16 protein-coding genes and 1 pseudogene are annotated in these 13,713 nt (G+C 70.9%); 9 read left to right on the forward strand and 8 right to left on the reverse strand.

The window, feature by feature from the left end; all coding sequences use genetic code 11:
• Positions 1 to 319 precede the first annotated feature (319 nt).
• A complete protein-coding gene (locus AB0K82_RS27530; protein WP_364402231.1) occupies positions 320 to 1,216 on the forward strand; it encodes an RNA polymerase sigma-70 factor in 897 nt (298 codons plus the stop codon).
• An 85-nt stretch (positions 1,217 to 1,301) separates the two neighbouring features.
• Here the strand turns inward: AB0K82_RS27530 and AB0K82_RS27535 are convergent, their stop codons facing one another.
• On the reverse strand, positions 1,302 to 1,868 hold the full coding sequence (locus tag AB0K82_RS27535) for a TetR family transcriptional regulator (protein WP_364402234.1): 567 nt from the start codon (positions 1,866 to 1,868) through the stop codon (positions 1,302 to 1,304).
• 97 nt (positions 1,869 to 1,965) lie between these two features.
• Here AB0K82_RS27535 and AB0K82_RS27540 point away from each other — a divergent pair, with 97 nt between their 5' ends.
• The 3 genes from AB0K82_RS27540 to AB0K82_RS27550 all read left to right on the forward strand — a co-directional run bounded on the left by AB0K82_RS27540 (position 1,966) and on the right by AB0K82_RS27550 (position 4,524).
• Positions 1,966 to 2,844, forward strand: a complete 879-nt coding sequence (locus tag AB0K82_RS27540) for an SDR family NAD(P)-dependent oxidoreductase (protein WP_364402237.1) — start codon at positions 1,966 to 1,968, stop codon at positions 2,842 to 2,844.
• Positions 2,845 to 3,061: 217 nt separating this feature from the next.
• Positions 3,062 to 3,910 (forward strand): oxidoreductase, encoded by an 849-nt coding sequence (locus AB0K82_RS27545; protein WP_364402240.1) that lies wholly within the window; start codon positions 3,062 to 3,064, stop codon positions 3,908 to 3,910.
• Complete coding sequence (locus tag AB0K82_RS27550; RefSeq protein WP_364402243.1) at positions 3,910 to 4,524, forward strand: TetR/AcrR family transcriptional regulator; 615 nt, start codon at positions 3,910 to 3,912, stop codon at positions 4,522 to 4,524. The genes AB0K82_RS27545 and AB0K82_RS27550 overlap by 1 nt, the downstream gene beginning before the upstream one ends.
• Positions 4,525 to 4,549: 25 nt before the next feature.
• Here AB0K82_RS27550 and AB0K82_RS27555 read toward each other — a convergent pair whose 3' ends face one another.
• From AB0K82_RS27555 to AB0K82_RS27570, 4 genes are all read right to left on the reverse strand, one after another.
• Positions 4,550 to 5,707 carry a helix-turn-helix domain-containing protein gene (locus AB0K82_RS27555; RefSeq protein ID WP_364402246.1) on the reverse strand — a complete coding sequence of 386 codons (1,158 nt, stop codon included), beginning with the start codon at positions 5,705 to 5,707 and terminating at the stop codon, positions 4,550 to 4,552.
• A gap of 65 nt (positions 5,708 to 5,772) precedes the next feature.
• Positions 5,773 to 6,966, reverse strand: a complete 1,194-nt coding sequence (locus AB0K82_RS27560) for a YncE family protein (RefSeq protein WP_364402249.1) — start codon at positions 6,964 to 6,966, stop codon at positions 5,773 to 5,775.
• Between the two features lie 127 nt (positions 6,967 to 7,093).
• Positions 7,094 to 7,510 carry an ATP-binding protein gene (locus AB0K82_RS27565; RefSeq protein WP_364402252.1) on the reverse strand — a complete coding sequence of 139 codons (417 nt, stop codon included), beginning with the start codon at positions 7,508 to 7,510 and terminating at the stop codon, positions 7,094 to 7,096.
• Positions 7,507 to 7,764 carry a hypothetical protein gene (locus tag AB0K82_RS27570; protein ID WP_364402255.1) on the reverse strand — a complete coding sequence of 86 codons (258 nt, stop codon included), beginning with the start codon at positions 7,762 to 7,764 and terminating at the stop codon, positions 7,507 to 7,509. Before AB0K82_RS27570 ends, AB0K82_RS27565 begins: the two co-directional genes overlap by 4 nt.
• A gap of 154 nt (positions 7,765 to 7,918) precedes the next feature.
• On the opposite strand from AB0K82_RS27570, the gene AB0K82_RS27575 reads away from it, so the two are divergent.
• Positions 7,919 to 8,773, forward strand: a complete 855-nt coding sequence (locus tag AB0K82_RS27575; RefSeq protein ID WP_364402258.1) for a Scr1 family TA system antitoxin-like transcriptional regulator — start codon at positions 7,919 to 7,921, stop codon at positions 8,771 to 8,773.
• 14 nt (positions 8,774 to 8,787) lie between these two features.
• Complete coding sequence (locus AB0K82_RS27580; RefSeq protein WP_364402451.1) at positions 8,788 to 8,958, forward strand: DUF397 domain-containing protein; 171 nt, start codon at positions 8,788 to 8,790, stop codon at positions 8,956 to 8,958.
• Positions 8,959 to 9,136: 178 nt separating this feature from the next.
• Here AB0K82_RS27580 and AB0K82_RS27585 read toward each other — a convergent pair whose 3' ends face one another.
• The gene (locus AB0K82_RS27585; RefSeq protein WP_345348339.1) at positions 9,137 to 9,583 is read right to left on the reverse strand and encodes a hypothetical protein; all 447 of its coding nucleotides are present in this window, start codon (positions 9,581 to 9,583) and stop codon (positions 9,137 to 9,139) included.
• A 237-nt stretch (positions 9,584 to 9,820) separates the two neighbouring features.
• On the opposite strand from AB0K82_RS27585, the pseudogene AB0K82_RS27590 reads away from it, so the two are divergent.
• Both AB0K82_RS27590 and AB0K82_RS27595 read left to right on the forward strand, forming a co-directional pair.
• Positions 9,821 to 9,934 (forward strand): annotated as a pseudogene (locus tag AB0K82_RS27590) (helix-turn-helix transcriptional regulator); the annotation flags it as partial.
• 61 nt (positions 9,935 to 9,995) lie between these two features.
• Positions 9,996 to 10,526, forward strand: coding sequence for a hypothetical protein (locus AB0K82_RS27595; protein WP_364402454.1), 531 nt, complete (start codon positions 9,996 to 9,998; stop codon positions 10,524 to 10,526).
• A gap of 103 nt (positions 10,527 to 10,629) precedes the next feature.
• On the opposite strand, the gene AB0K82_RS27600 is transcribed toward AB0K82_RS27595, so the two are convergent.
• Positions 10,630 to 11,229 carry a GNAT family protein gene (locus tag AB0K82_RS27600; protein ID WP_364402262.1) on the reverse strand — a complete coding sequence of 200 codons (600 nt, stop codon included), beginning with the start codon at positions 11,227 to 11,229 and terminating at the stop codon, positions 10,630 to 10,632.
• Between the two features lie 339 nt (positions 11,230 to 11,568).
• On the opposite strand from AB0K82_RS27600, the gene AB0K82_RS27605 reads away from it, so the two are divergent.
• Positions 11,569 to 12,690: a class I SAM-dependent methyltransferase gene (locus AB0K82_RS27605; protein WP_364402265.1), complete on the forward strand. Its 1,122-nt coding sequence runs from the start codon at positions 11,569 to 11,571 to the stop codon at positions 12,688 to 12,690.
• A gap of 66 nt (positions 12,691 to 12,756) precedes the next feature.
• On the opposite strand, the gene AB0K82_RS27610 is transcribed toward AB0K82_RS27605, so the two are convergent.
• A complete protein-coding gene (locus tag AB0K82_RS27610) occupies positions 12,757 to 13,713 on the reverse strand; it encodes a YafY family protein (RefSeq protein ID WP_364402267.1) in 957 nt (318 codons plus the stop codon).

The raw sequence follows: 13,713 nt of genomic DNA on the forward strand, positions 1-13,713 counted from the left end.
CCCACCGGCCCTCAAACCGCGCACACACTCGTTCGAACTCCGACTTCCACGCATCCAGATCCGCGGCTGTCACCGCACCGGCGTATTGGAGGGGCCGAGGCATGCAGACACCGTCACACACCCCACCCATCTCACGCAGAGGAATCGACCGATCACCAGAAGCGATCTAGGCATGTAGTACTAGGCCGCACATCGGTGGCCGGCCCGGCCGCCCATGGACGGATCCGGACCGCCTGCCGTACGGGTGCCGGCCTCGCCGTGGACGCACGCTTGAATATCGTCGGCGGCCGGGCTCGGCCGTGAAGGAGAGGAACGAGCTTTGAACGACCAGGCCACCAACGCGGCGACCGAGACCTTCGTCGCCCACCGCAACCTGCTCTTCACCGTCGCGTACGAGATGCTCGGCTCGGCGGCCGACGCCGAGGACGTCCTTCAGGAGGTCTGGCTGCGGTGGGTCAAGGTCGACCTGGCGCAGGTGCACGACGAGCGCGCCTACCTGGTCCGGATCACGACCCGGCAGTCGCTCAACCGGCTGCGCACCATGAAGCGCCGCAAGGAGGCGTATGTCGGCCCCTGGCTGCCCGAGCCCCTGCTCACCGCCCCGGACGTGGCCGAGGACGTCGAGCTCGCCGAGAGCATGTCGATGGCGCTGATGCTGGTCCTCGAGACGCTGTCGCCGACCGAGCGCGCGGTCTTCGTGCTGCGTGAGGCCTTCGACTTCGGCTACGACGAGATCGCGGCCGCCGTCGGCAAGAGCCCCGCGGCCGTCCGCCAGATCGCCCACCGCGCCCGCGGGCACGTCGACGCCCGCCGTCCTCGCGAGGCGGTCTCTCCGGGTCAGGCCGAGGCGGCTCTGGAGTCGTTCCAGCGCGCGCTCGAGACCGGGGACCCGCAGGGCCTCCTCGACGTGCTCGCCCCTGAGGTCGTCCTCGTGAGCGACGGCGGCGGCGTCAAGCAGGCCGCGCTGCGGCCGATCACCGGCGCCGAGAAGATCGTCCGCTACATGCTCGGCGGCATCGGCAAGGCCGAAGTCACGCTCACCGTCGACCCCACCGTGGTCAACGGCGGCCCGGCGCTCCTCCTCCGCGTGGACGGTGAGCTCGACGGCGTCATGGCGGTCCGCGTCGAGGACGCCCGCATCACCGGCCTGTACTACGTCCGCAACCCGCAGAAGCTGACCCACCTCGATTCCGAGACGCCGCTCACCCTGCGATGAGACACCGGTGCCCTCACGGGGTGCGGACGTAGGCGTCCGGCGGGTGCGGCGGACCTGGACGCCGCACCCGCCGGACGGGACGAGGTCAGGCCAGGAGCGCGGCGACCGCGTCGACGACCATCTGCCGCCGGGTCGCGGACGAGTGGCCGGCGACGACCGCGTCGAACTCGGGCACGTTGGCGCTCCAGAAGCCGGACAGGTGGATGACCAGCCCGAGCAGCACGTCCGCCGGGAAGCGCGTCGGCAGCACTCCCCTGGCCTGCGCGTCGGCGACGGCCTTCAGCTTGGCCTCGTTGCTCGCCACCACGACGGGGAGCAGGTCGCCGGTGCCGGCCCGCTCCAGCCGGTACCAGGCGGCGATCCGCTGCACCCATGGGCGCCGCTCGTAGGAGTCGAACAGCCTGCCCGCGTACTCGGGGAGGTTCTCCGCGTCGATCGGGACCGCGTCGACCGTCTCCCGGCACATGGCGTCGAAGACGGCGTCGAAGAGCCCGTCCTTGCTGCCGAAGTAGTGGTAGATCTGCGCCTTGTTGCTCCGGGCGGCGGCCGCGATCCGCTCGACCCGTCCGCCCGCGATGCCGTAGGCGGCGAACTCCTCCCGCGCCGCCTCCAGCAGCCGTCTGCGGGTGGCCTCCGCGTCTCTGCTTCCCACGAGCGCCATCCTAACTGAACGTTTAGTTGACATGCGAGCCGCGACGAGTGTAACTGTAACTAATCAACCGGTTAGTTAGTTTGTCTCTGGAGTTCTCATGTCCTCATCCTCTTCCCTGGTCTTCCTCGTCAGCGGGGCCTCCCGTGGCCTCGGCCGCGAGATCGTACGCGCCGCCCTCACCGCCGGACACCGGGTCGTCGCCGGAGCCCGGCAGGCGTCCGCCCTGGACGACCTCGCCGCCGAGCACGGCGAGCACCTCACCGTCGTCCCCCTCGACGTCACCGGCGACCAGGCCACCGAGGCGGCGGTGGCCGCCGCGGTCGACCGGTACGGCCGGCTCGACGTCCTGGTCAACAACGCCGGCTACGCCAACGTCGCCTCGATCGAGGACGCCGACTTCGACGACTTCCGCGCACAGGTCGACACCAACCTGTTCGGCGTCGTCCGGCTGACCCGCGCCGCGCTGCCGGTGATGCGCGCGCAGCGGGCCGGACGGATCATCCAGGTCTCCTCGGTCGGCGGCCGGCTCGCCACCCCCGGCCTGGGCGCCTACCAGACCGCAAAGTGGGCCGTCGGCGGCTTCTCGTCGGTGCTCGCCGGCGAGGTCGCACCGCTCGGCATCAAGGTCACGGTCCTGGAACCGGGCGGCATGCGCACCGACTGGGCCGGATCGTCGATGCGGATCGACCCGGTCCGTCCCGAGTACGCCGAGACCGTGGGCCGCATGGCCGCCAGGCACCGCGACGGACAGGTCACCATGGCCAGCGACCCCGCCAAGGTGGCCCGGCTCGTGCTCGAGGTCGTCGCGATGGAGGAGCCGCCGCTGCGCCTGCTCGTCGGCCCGGACGCCTACACCTACGCCACCCAGGCCGGCCGGGCCCTGCTGGCCGAGGACGAGCGCCGGCGGCACCTCAGCGAGTCGACGGCGGCCGACGACGCCACGGCACAGCACCTGGACCCGCTCGGCCACCACTAGGCGGCGCCGCGACGAAGGGCCGTACCTCCCCGTGAGCTCCGCGAGGCGCCCCGGGCCCCTCGTCCGTGGCCAGGCCCCGGTTCCGTTGCTCCCCACGGGCCGCGAGCCGTAAGGCGTCGCCAGAATCTACATGATGACGATAAAAATCGACGTCGTGTAGAGTTCGAGGTGGGTAAGGGAGCAGTCCAGCTCCTTTCGAGTCCTCTCTGGAGGGGTAGTGCAGGAGCAGAACTGGCTCATCACCGGCGTCAGTACGGGCCTTGGACGTGCCTTCGCCCAAGCCGCCCTGGCCGCCGGGCACACCGTCGCCGGCACGGTCCGGTCCGAGGAGGACCTGCGGGCCTTCGAAGGGCTCAAACCCGGGTACGCTCACGGCCGCATCCTGGACGTGACCGACGACGACGCCGTCTCGAGCGTGGTCGCGGAGGTGGAGCAGAGCGTCGGTCCCTTGGATGTCGTCGTCGCCAACGCCGGCTACGGCCTGGAGGGCACCTTCGAGGAGACCCCGCTGGCCGAGGTGCGGCGGCAGTTCGAGGTCAACGTGTTCGGGACAGTGGCCACCCTGCAGGCGGCACTGCCCCACATGCGCCGACGCCGACGCGGACACCTGATGGCCGTCACCTCCATGGGCGGGCTCATGGCCGTGCCCGGGATGTCCGCCTACTGCGGCAGCAAGTTCGCTCTGGAAGGCATCCTCGAGGCACTGGGCAAGGAGGTCGCACAGTTCGGGATCCACGTGACGGCGATCGAGCCCGGCTCCTTCCGCACCGACTGGGCCGGACGGTCCATGACACGCGCCGCGCGGTCCATCGACGACTACGACGAGTTGTTCACCCCCATTCGCGAAGCGCGGCAGAAGGCAAGCGGGAACCAACTGGGCGATCCGGCCAAGGCCGGGGACGCCGTCGTGCACATCACGTCGGTCGACCAGCCGCCGGCCCACCTCGTCCTGGGCTCGGACGCGCTGCGACTGGTCACCACCGCGCGCGCGGCCGTGGACGAGGACATCCGCGCATGGGAGACGCTCTCCCGTACGACCGACTTCGCCGAGGGCGCTCAGCTCTGATGCCCGGCCACCACCCCGCGCGGAGCCGACGCACCGCCGAACGCAAGGGCGATGTCCGGGAGCGGGCCATTCTGGACACCTGCGAAGCTCTGCTAGCGCAAAAGGGCTACGACGCCATGACCGTCGGCGACATCGCCCAGGGCGTCGGCATCACACGCGGCGCCCTGTACTTCTACTTCGGGTCCAAGCAAGAAGTGGTCACGGCACTCGTGGCCCGGACCGTTGCGCACCTGTGGGAGCGGTCCCGGGCCACTGCGCAGACCGACGAGCCGCGCCAGGCCATCGCAGCGGCCATGCAGCGCACGGTCGAGCTGTGGAACGAGCACGGCCTGGTCATGCGCACGGCGATCGACCTGTCGTTGACCGTGCCGGAGATCGGCGAGCTGTGGAGCCATACGGCCGATTTGTTCATCACGGCCATCACCGCCGTCCTGGAACGAGCCGGCGTTCAGGCCGGCACCGAACCAGAACAAGCCTCAGTGATGGCACGCGCCCTGTGCTGGATGATCGAGCGGACCTTCTACCACGCCTCGCAAGAGTCCCGCGAGGAGTTGCAAAAGGCGTCCTCGACCTGCGAACACATCTGGCTGATCAGCGCCGGCCTGACCGCCTGATGCGTCTACCCGCCTCGGCCCCCGACTAACGCCAAGAGCCGTTCCGTTGCTCCTGATGGGCCGGCCCGTGCCCGCCGAGCCAGGCCTGCAGCGCCCACCGCCACCGCAACGCGCTCGCCAGAGCCTCCCCGGGCGGGACCGGATCGGCGAAGCCCGTCAGCGCCGTCAGGCGGCGCAGCCGGTGCTTGACCGTGTTCGGGTGCACATGCAGCGCGGCGGCGGTCTGATCGGCGCGGCCACCGTGATCCAGGTAGACCACGGCCGTCTCGGCCAGCAGCCGATGGAACTCATCCTCGGCGTCCAGGCCGGCCAGACGCTCCCGGGCCAGCAGTTCACCCAACGCGGGATGGGCGTCCAGCGCCACCGGAACGGCCAGCGCCGTCAACTCCCACAGCCCCGCCAGTCCCCGCCGGCGCGCCGAGGCCAGCGCGGTCCGGCTCAACCGGTACGCCTCGGCCAGTTCCTCGGGCCGTACCGCCGGGCCGGCCACCACGAGCACCGCGGCACCCACCGGCAGCCGCGTCGTCACCGCGCACAGCCGCCCGTCCACCAGCCCCGACACCCCGTCGACCAGGCCCAGGGCCGCCTCGACGCGCCGCGCCTCCCGCGGATCGCCGCCGTCGGTCACCAGACAGTGATAGCGCCGCCGCGCGTCCAGACCCGCCTCGGCGGCGCACGACACCGGGCCACCGCCCAGCAGGTCCCGCAGCGCCTGCACGCGGGCCGCGTGCGCGGAGTTCGCCAGGCTCAGCTCCGTCTCCCGGAACGCGTGGACCAGCCGGTTCTGCAGCCCGTTCGCGTACGCGTCGAGCTCCATCAACTCCTCGATCAGCCCGTCGAGCGATACCCCCGCCGACCGGGCCTCGTTCAGCAGCCGCGTCATCACGTGCGAGCGCGCCGCCTGAAACCCGTCCAGCAGCGCCGCCAGCGGCACACCCTGCAACGCCCGGTCGGTGGCCAGCCGGTCCGCGACCCGCGCGTCGTCCTCGTTCAGCCCCGACTCGTCGATGAACGCCGCGGACACCACCGCCAGCAGCGCCGCGATGTGCCGCCGGACCTCCTGCACCGGCAGCGCCGCGATAGGCGGGGACTGCGCGCGGGCCGCCGCGACGACCGCCGCGAGCGTCCGCGGGTCCGCGCGCATCTTCTCCATGAGGCGGCGCAGCACGGCACGTTCGGTCATCTCGTCTCCCGGTACGGCGCTGGGCGTCACGGTGCGGATCTCCCGTGACGCCCAGTGTGGACCGCTCAGCCCGCCGGCGTGAGGGCCGCGATCGCCTCCGGGGCCGCCTGCCCGATCCTCTCCCGCTGCGGGAACACCCCGACGGGCACCCGGGCGACCTCCGTCGCCGTCGCGTAGTCGACCACCGACACGGCGTTCGCCTTGCTCAGCGACACGAAGCAGCGCGTACCGTCGACGCTGGTGGTCCCCCAGTACGGCAGGCTGTCCGTCGGGTAGTTCACGAAGCCCTTCGTGGACAGGTCCGCGGTGTTCACGATCGCGGTGTAGTCGTCAATCGTCCCGACGTCGCACAGTTTGGAAGCGTCCCCGGACAGCGCCAGGCCGTGGTGCGCGGAGTTCTGCGGGTAGTCGTCCGGCTTCAGCGCCTGGCCGTGCGCGCTGTACGGCATCGTGACCGTCGCGACGGTCTTCGACTGGGCCAGGTCGTACTTGATGAAGCCGTTGAGGTAGGACTGCTGGGCGTAGAAGGTGTTGCCGTCCGACGCGATGAGGTTGGGCCGGATCCCGTGCGGGAGGTTCCAGGTCTTGACGACCTGAAGCGTCGCCGCGTCGACCTTCGTCAGCCGGAAGCTGCCCTTGAGCAGCTCCAGCGACTGCGGCAGCGACGTCACCCCGATGCTGGAGTTGTAGATGTACTTCCCGTCGGCCGTCCAGTCGTTCTGATGCGGGTACGTCCCGGTGGCGAACTTGCCGGCCACCGCCCCGGTCGCGGTGTCCAGCACCTCGGCCACCTGCGCCGTCGTCGCGGAGATGACGTACCTCTTGCCGTCCGGGGACAGCGCCGCGTGGTCGGCGTGGAAGCCGTCCAGCCGGGTGTGCCACAGCTGCCGCCCCGACACCAGGTCGAAGGCGGCGGCGTCGTCGAGGTTGCCGCGCGAGACGTACAGCGTCCTGCCGTCCGGGGACAGCTGCACGTCGTCGACGAACCGGTCCCCGCCCTCGATCTGCTTGACCGTCTCGTACCCGGCCCGCTGGATCGGGTCCATCTCGTTCAGCCGCTGCTGCAGGTCCCCGATCACGTTGAACGACCCGAGATTCTGGTACGTGTGCCCGTCGATGAAGCTGACGCTGCCGGACTGACTGTTGCCGACCAACAACACGTCGCGCAGCCCGGCCGCACCGGCCGGCCTCATCGGAACAGATAGCACCGCGGCCGTCGCCGCGCAGACCATCAGGGTTTTGAGTCTCCTGCCGGACATCTCGTCTCCTCACGAACCGCCGTCGCCCGAAACGGGATCGCGCCTAAGTCTGAGTACGGGACGCGCCGCCGCACAGATCGCCGCCGCCAACGTCACGAGCCCCCGATGTCGCCCACCGACAACCGGCTCACCCGCCGGCGAACTCGGCCCACACGACCGTACGGTCGCCGTCCTCCCGGTAACCCCAGCGCCGGGCCAGCGCGTCGACGATCCGCATCCCGCGCCCGCTCTCCCCGCCCTCCTCGTCCCGAAGGCGCGGCCGCGCGCCACCGGCGCCGTCGTCGGTGACCTCCAGCCGGTACGCGCCGCGGTCGGCGATGAGCACGACCGTCACCCGCCCTCCGGGGCGGCCCGACGCGGTGTGCGTCACGGCGTTGCACACCGTCTCGCTCCCCACCATGACCAGGTCGTCCAGCACCGGATGACCGCAGGGCAGCAGGTCCCGCAGGAACGCACGCGCGTGCGCGACGGAGCGCCGCAGCCCCGGCAGCGTGATCTGCCCGAGCACGACCGGTTCTCCGGTCGCCTCCCCCACCTCGGTCACGCCGCGACCGCCGCCGCGATCCGCCGGGCCGCCTCCGGCACCGACGCCGCGTCCAGCTCGGTGCCACGCCAGAGGATCCGCCACCGGTCCGGCCGCGGCACCGCCAGCACGGCCTCCTTGCGGCCGCCCCGCCCCAGCACCCACAGCACCGCCTCGCCGTGGCCGGGCACGACGAGCAGCGAGGTCACGGGCGCGCCCCGCAACTCCCACGCCAACCGGACCAGCAGCGCGTACCGCGTCTTCGACACCTGCACTCGACGGCTCCCTTCCGCGTGTCGGAGACTTACGGTCACCACCGACCGCGGCACGCCGCAACACTCGCTGACCTGCGCGGAACTTTCGCCGGGCGAACATTCTCCTCGCGGCTTTCCGTATACAGATGAACACTGTGCGTGACATCGTGAGCGGATGCCCTCCCGGAACATCCCGTCCGTACGCCTGCGCCGCATCGGCTCGGCGCTCCGCAAGGCCCGCGAGGACAGCGGGCTGACCATCGACACCGCCTGCCGCCGCTACGGCCGCTCCAAGAGCTGGCTCAGCACCCTGGAGAACGGCCTCCACCCCATCGACCCCCAGGAACTCGCCGACCTCCTGAACTTCTACGAGATCCCCGAAGGCCCTCTCCGCGAGTCCCTTCTTCACCTCGCCACCCACGACCCCAGCAGAAACTGGGAGCGAATACGACAGGGCCGAATCTCGGCCGCCGCTCTCGACCTCGCCAGCCTTGAAGAGGACGCGGAGCTGATCCGTAACTTCGAGCCGTCCGTAGTACCGGGCCTGCTGCAGACCCCCGACTACTCCCGGGCGCTTATGGCAGTGGGGCCGGCGCGGCCCCTACGCAACACCGGCGCACTCGTAGCCTTCCGGATGGCGCGGCAAAAGGTCCTGGCGCGCCCGGATCCACCGCGCTACTTAACCGTCATCAGCGAGTCGGTGCTCCACCATCCAGTCGGAGGACCGGACCTGATGCGTGCCCAGCTGCGCCGTCTTTACGAGGCGGGACAAGCGGACCATGTGGCTCTTCACGTGCTGCCGAAATCCACCTCCGCCTATCTGTGGCTGGCGGGGCCGTTCCACCTGCTGTCATTGCGGCCGCCGGGACGCCTCACGGTGTCGGTCGTAGAGCAGTTCACCAAGAGTCTGTTCGTCGAGGATGAGAAGGAGATCGCCCTGCACGAAGAGATTTTCTCTCTCCTGCTGCACGCGTCGATGGATCAAGACGCTTCTCGAAAACTCATCGAACGGCTAGCGTCCGGACTATGAGCACTCCTGAGCTGATGGGCGCCAGCTGGCGCAAGAGCCCTTATAGCGGCGGCGACGAGGGCAACTGTGTCGAGGTCGCCGGCGTCTGGCGGAAGAGCAGTCGCAGCGGTGGAGACGAAGGCGAGTGCGTCGAAGTGACGGTCGCGAGCGTATCGACGGGGCGAGGCGAACGGAAGGCTCGGTAAACGCGCCTTCCGTCTCGGACGTTCTCGGACATCTCCCCCAGCCTGGGTGCCCTTCGCCGAGCGTTGCGTACGCCGCCGGCCCCCACCCCGGCTCGGTTCGCCGCCAGCGAGGGTGGGGGCCGCGTCGTGTTCGGCTGCTCCGTGCTATTCGCCCGGTTGTCCGAGGGGCGGCACCGGGTCAGTGGCCGTTGGGGCCACAGCCGTGGTGGGAGAGGCAGGCGCGGAACGCCAGGTTCTTGCCGTGGCTGTAGGGCAGGTACTTGTGGGTGCCGTAGGAGACCTCGTGGCCGGCGCCGAGGGTGGCCACCCAGCGGTTCGAGATCCGGGCCTTGACGTAGAGCGTGCCGTTGGTCCTGGACGAGTCGTAGTAGGTCGCGTGGATGACACCGTTGTAGGCGCCGTGCCCGTCGTACGCCCAGTTCCAGCAGAGCTTGATCTTCGCCGTGTAGCCGTGGACCTTGGGCGCGTTGAACCACATGCACTTACTGCTGGCGGCCGCGGTCACCGTGTGGGCGGTGGTGGGGGTGGCGGCCTGGGCGGAGGGGATGGTGGCGCCCAGGGTGAGCGCCGTCCCGGCGGTGGCCAGTCCGATGAGGCCGGTCTTGGCCGCGTTGGTGATTCGCACCTTCGCTCCTCATTGATCGTCCGCGGTGGCCCCGGTGGCCGCCGCTCGATCGAATCCTCAGGTGCCGGACACACGTCCCGATACGGTGGCGAACCGGGCAGGGCCGCGCGGGGACGTCCCAGCCACTGAGCTGCGGAGACGGGATATCCCGGCGGGACGGTGCGGGACGGAGGGACCCTTCTTGGGGCATGGTCGCCACTGCCGGACACCCTCGAACCCGAGGTGCCGCACCCGACGGTGCGGTTGCGTGCTCTCAAGGACCGGAGCGGGCTGAGCCTGGCCGCCCTGGCGCGCAAGACCTCCTGCGGCAAGTCGGCGTGGAGCCGCTACCTGGGCGGCCAGGTGCTCGGCTCGGCACGAGTCCGGCGGGAGATCGGTTTCGATACGTACGGCGCCAGGTTAGTTTCATCCCATGCGTTACTGGTTATCGCTGGTGCGAATCATTGTCGTCGGCGCCGCGTTGACGACCGGCGCGGTCACCCTCACCGCGTGCACCGTTCCCGTACATGGACTCACCGGTGTGATGCTCTCTCCGTCGGGGCAGCTCACCGCTGTGCTCGGATGGTGTCCGGGCCATGCGCCCGATGCCCTGATTCTTTACAAGCGTGCTGATGATCCGAAGGAGGAATTGACGCTCGGTGACTGGCATTCGTCGCAGCGGCCTGCGGGCAGATACGCGGAGTTGACCCTGGATCGGCCTCCGCCGGGGTGGAGGGCTCACACGCCTCTTCAGATCCTCAATCCTCAAGAAACCTACGTCATATACGGGGCGACCCAGACCAACTCATCAAGTACCTCCAGCGTCTCCTTCACCACGGCGGCCCTGGAGAACATTCCACGCGGCACGATCCAGATCGGGTACACGAGCAGCGGAGAGAACACGCTCCCCTACGTGGACCGGACCGAGTTCCAACGCCAGGTAGGCCGGCGATACGGTTGCTGACGCCCCCTGGCCCCATGCTTGATCTCGCGCCGGCGCGGGTGAGGGTCCAGTGGCCGTAGGCCACGGCGAGGATCTGATAGGCGGCGGACGGACGAACGGGAGTTCAGGCGGCGGCCAGGTGGGCGCACAGGCGGTCGCGGGCGGCGGGCCATTCGGTGGCGAGCATCGAGTAGCAGACGGTGTCGCGGACGGAGCCATCGTGCCGGATGCGGTGGCTGCGCAGGACTCCTTCGCGGTGTGCGCCGAGGCGTTCGATGGCGCGCTGGGAGCGTTCGTTGCGGTGGTGGGTGTGCCAGCCCACCCGGATGGCGCCCAGCACGTCGAACGCCCGCTCCAGCAGCAGGAGCTTGGCCTCGGTGTTCAGGGCGGTCCGCTGCCAGCGGGCGCCGATCCAGGTGTGCCCGATGCAAAGGCCGCGGTGCGCCGGCTCGATGTCGTAGTACGAGGTCGTGCCGGCCACCTCGCCGGTGGCGGCGTCGATCTGCACCCAGGGCAGCCGCCCGGCGTCGATCGCGCGGAGGTCGTCCTCGACCATGCGGCGCGTCTCCGCGAGGTCGGCCGGCTGACGGACGTTGAGCCACCGCCAGACCTCGGGGTCCTTGCCCGCCTCGTACAGCCCCTCCGCGTGCTCGAGCCGGAGCGGCTCCAGGCGGACGTGTTCCCCGGACAGGACGGGACGGTCGAACCACGCACTCCTACTCATGGCCGGCACCTTAGGGAGGGTCATGTCCGGCCCGAAAGAGCCAGTCGGCGCGACTCGGCGAAGACCACTTCCCTCCTGAGGAGGTGCGTGACGGGACGGCCCGCGCGTCGGGTTCCCCGTCGGCTCGGCGTGTGCGACCCTTGAGGCCGACGTTCGGAAAGGGCTGATCATGACACTCGGCATGGTTCTCGGCGACGTGCTCTCGCGCGCTTCGACGCGGGAGCGGTAGGCCCTTCCCGCACTGCCGCGCACGCCCGTACGCGGTACGGGCGTGTTTTCGCTGCTCCTCGTCGAAGTGCTCTTCGTGTCATCCGCACGTTCGACCACGAGGAGTACGTGGTGTCCACGATCCACTGGACCGAAGCCCGCACCACCCGATCCGCCCGCTGGCACTCCGAGAGCGCGACCCCACCGCCCGGACGGGTCATCGTCGCCGACGACCGTATCAAGGCCGACACGGCCTACCGCCTCGCCTGCGAGGGCACCGCGCTGCTGTGGCAGGGCGACTACCACAACGCGCGTCAGCTGCTGCAGGCGATGCGCCGCCGCGTCGAGAGGAAGTCCCCCCGGCCGGGGAACGATCCTCTCGAGTCCTTCCATCTTCACCGCAGGGCCCGAAGTCACCGCGCCCGGGTGCTGGGCAGGCTGCTCGTGCTGCTGGAGGACGGCTACGCCCTGAACCTGCGCCGGGCCCCGGACGTGCGTCAGGCGTGCGTCGAGGCGTACGGGCCGCCGCGTGAGCCGACGGCGATCTCGCTGACCGAGCTCCTGGGCGTGCTCGGGGCGCACCAGTGGCGTCTCAAAGGAGTCCGGGTCCCTGCGCTGGGCGCTCGCATCCACCCGCACTACGGCGTCTTCTCCCCCGTCCGGGGCGAGTACGTCGACCTGGTCGCCGAGGCGCCGCTCCCCGCGCCGGCGGCGCGCCGCACCGCGTTCGACCTCGGAACGGGGACCGGGGTGCTCGCCGCCGTGCTGGCCCGCCGGGGGTTCGAACGCGTCACGGCCACCGACATCAGCCCGCGGGCCCTGGCCTGCGCCCGTGACAACGTCGGCCGGCTCGGTCTCGCCGCCCGCGTCGAGGTCGCGGGTCCGCGCCTGTTCCCGGAGGGCCGCGCCGACCTCATCGTCTGCAACCCGCCCTGGATCCCGGCCCGGCCGACCTCACAGCTCGAGCACGGGGTCTACGACCCGGGCGGCGGCATGCTCCATGACTTCCTGCACGGGCTCGCCGCCCACCTCACACCGGGCGGCGAAGGCTGGCTCGTCCTGTCCGACCTCGCCGAACGCCTCGGGCTCAGGACCCGCCGGCAGTTGCTGACCCGGATCGAGGCGGCGGGCCTGCGCGTCGTGGACAAGGCCGACACCCTGCCCCGCCACCCACGGGCGACCGATACCGCCGATCCCCTCCACACCGCTCGCAGCGCGGAGGTCATCTCGCTGTGGCGGCTGGCCGGCCCGTGACCGTACGGCGCCGCGACCGGTCTTCGGGGACGAGCGGGCCGGCGACCGCCGGGTCACGCCTGAGGCTCAGGGCGTGGCCCGGCCGTAGCGGGCGGCGAGGGTACGCAGGTGGGCGACCAGCTCGGGCGGGTCGGTGACCTCGAAGTCGGCGTTCAGCAGGCCCAGATGGACGGCCAGGGTCTCGACGGTGTCGGCGCCGGTGTGCAGAACGCACGTGCCGGCGTCGACGGCCTCGACCGTGCCGACGGCCGCGCTGATCCGGGCCGCGACGACCTCGGCGGGCGCGTGCACCGTGACACGCGCCCGGTGGCGCCAGGCGGCGGCCGACACCCGGCCCGAGACATAGCCGGCCACGTCGCCGTCGGGCAGGTCGCGGGGCGTGAAGCGGGGTCCGGTCGGGACATGGGGGGTGAGGCGGTCCACGCGGAAGGTTCGCCAGCCGGCACGGTCCGGGTCGTAGGCGAGCAGGTACCAGCGGCGTCCCCAGGTGACCAGCCGGTACGGCTCCACCTCGCGGCGGACGGCCTCGCCCGTGTGGGTGGTGTAGTCGAACCGGAGCCGCTCATGCGCGCGGCACGCGGCGGCGAGCGTGGTGAGGACCTCGGGGTCGACCGCCGGCCCCGGCCGGTCGCTCGGCACCGGCACGGTGTGGGTCTGCAGGGTGTTGACCCGGTGCCGCAGCCGCGACGGCATGACCTGTTCCAGCTTGGCGAGCGCGCGCAGCGACGCCTCGGCGTCCCCGATGACGCCGCCGGCGGCGGTGCGCAGTCCGACCGCGATCGCGACGGCCTCCTCGTCCTCCAGCAGCAGCGGCGGCAGCGAGGCGCCCGCGCCGAGCCGGTAACCGCCCGCCGAGCCGCGCGTGGCCAGGACGGGATAGCCCAGCGCGCGCAGCCGCTCGACGTCGGCGCGGACCGTACGGCCGCTCACGCCGAGGCGTTCGGCCAGTTCGGAGCCGGCCCAGTCGCGGGGTGTCTGCAGGAGGGCGAGCAGGCGCAGCAGCCGTGCGGAGGTTTCCAGCAT

It is taken from the genome of Actinoallomurus sp. NPDC052274 (genome assembly GCF_040679475.1).
GTDB lineage: Bacteria > Actinomycetota > Actinomycetes > Streptosporangiales > Streptosporangiaceae > Actinoallomurus > Actinoallomurus liliacearum.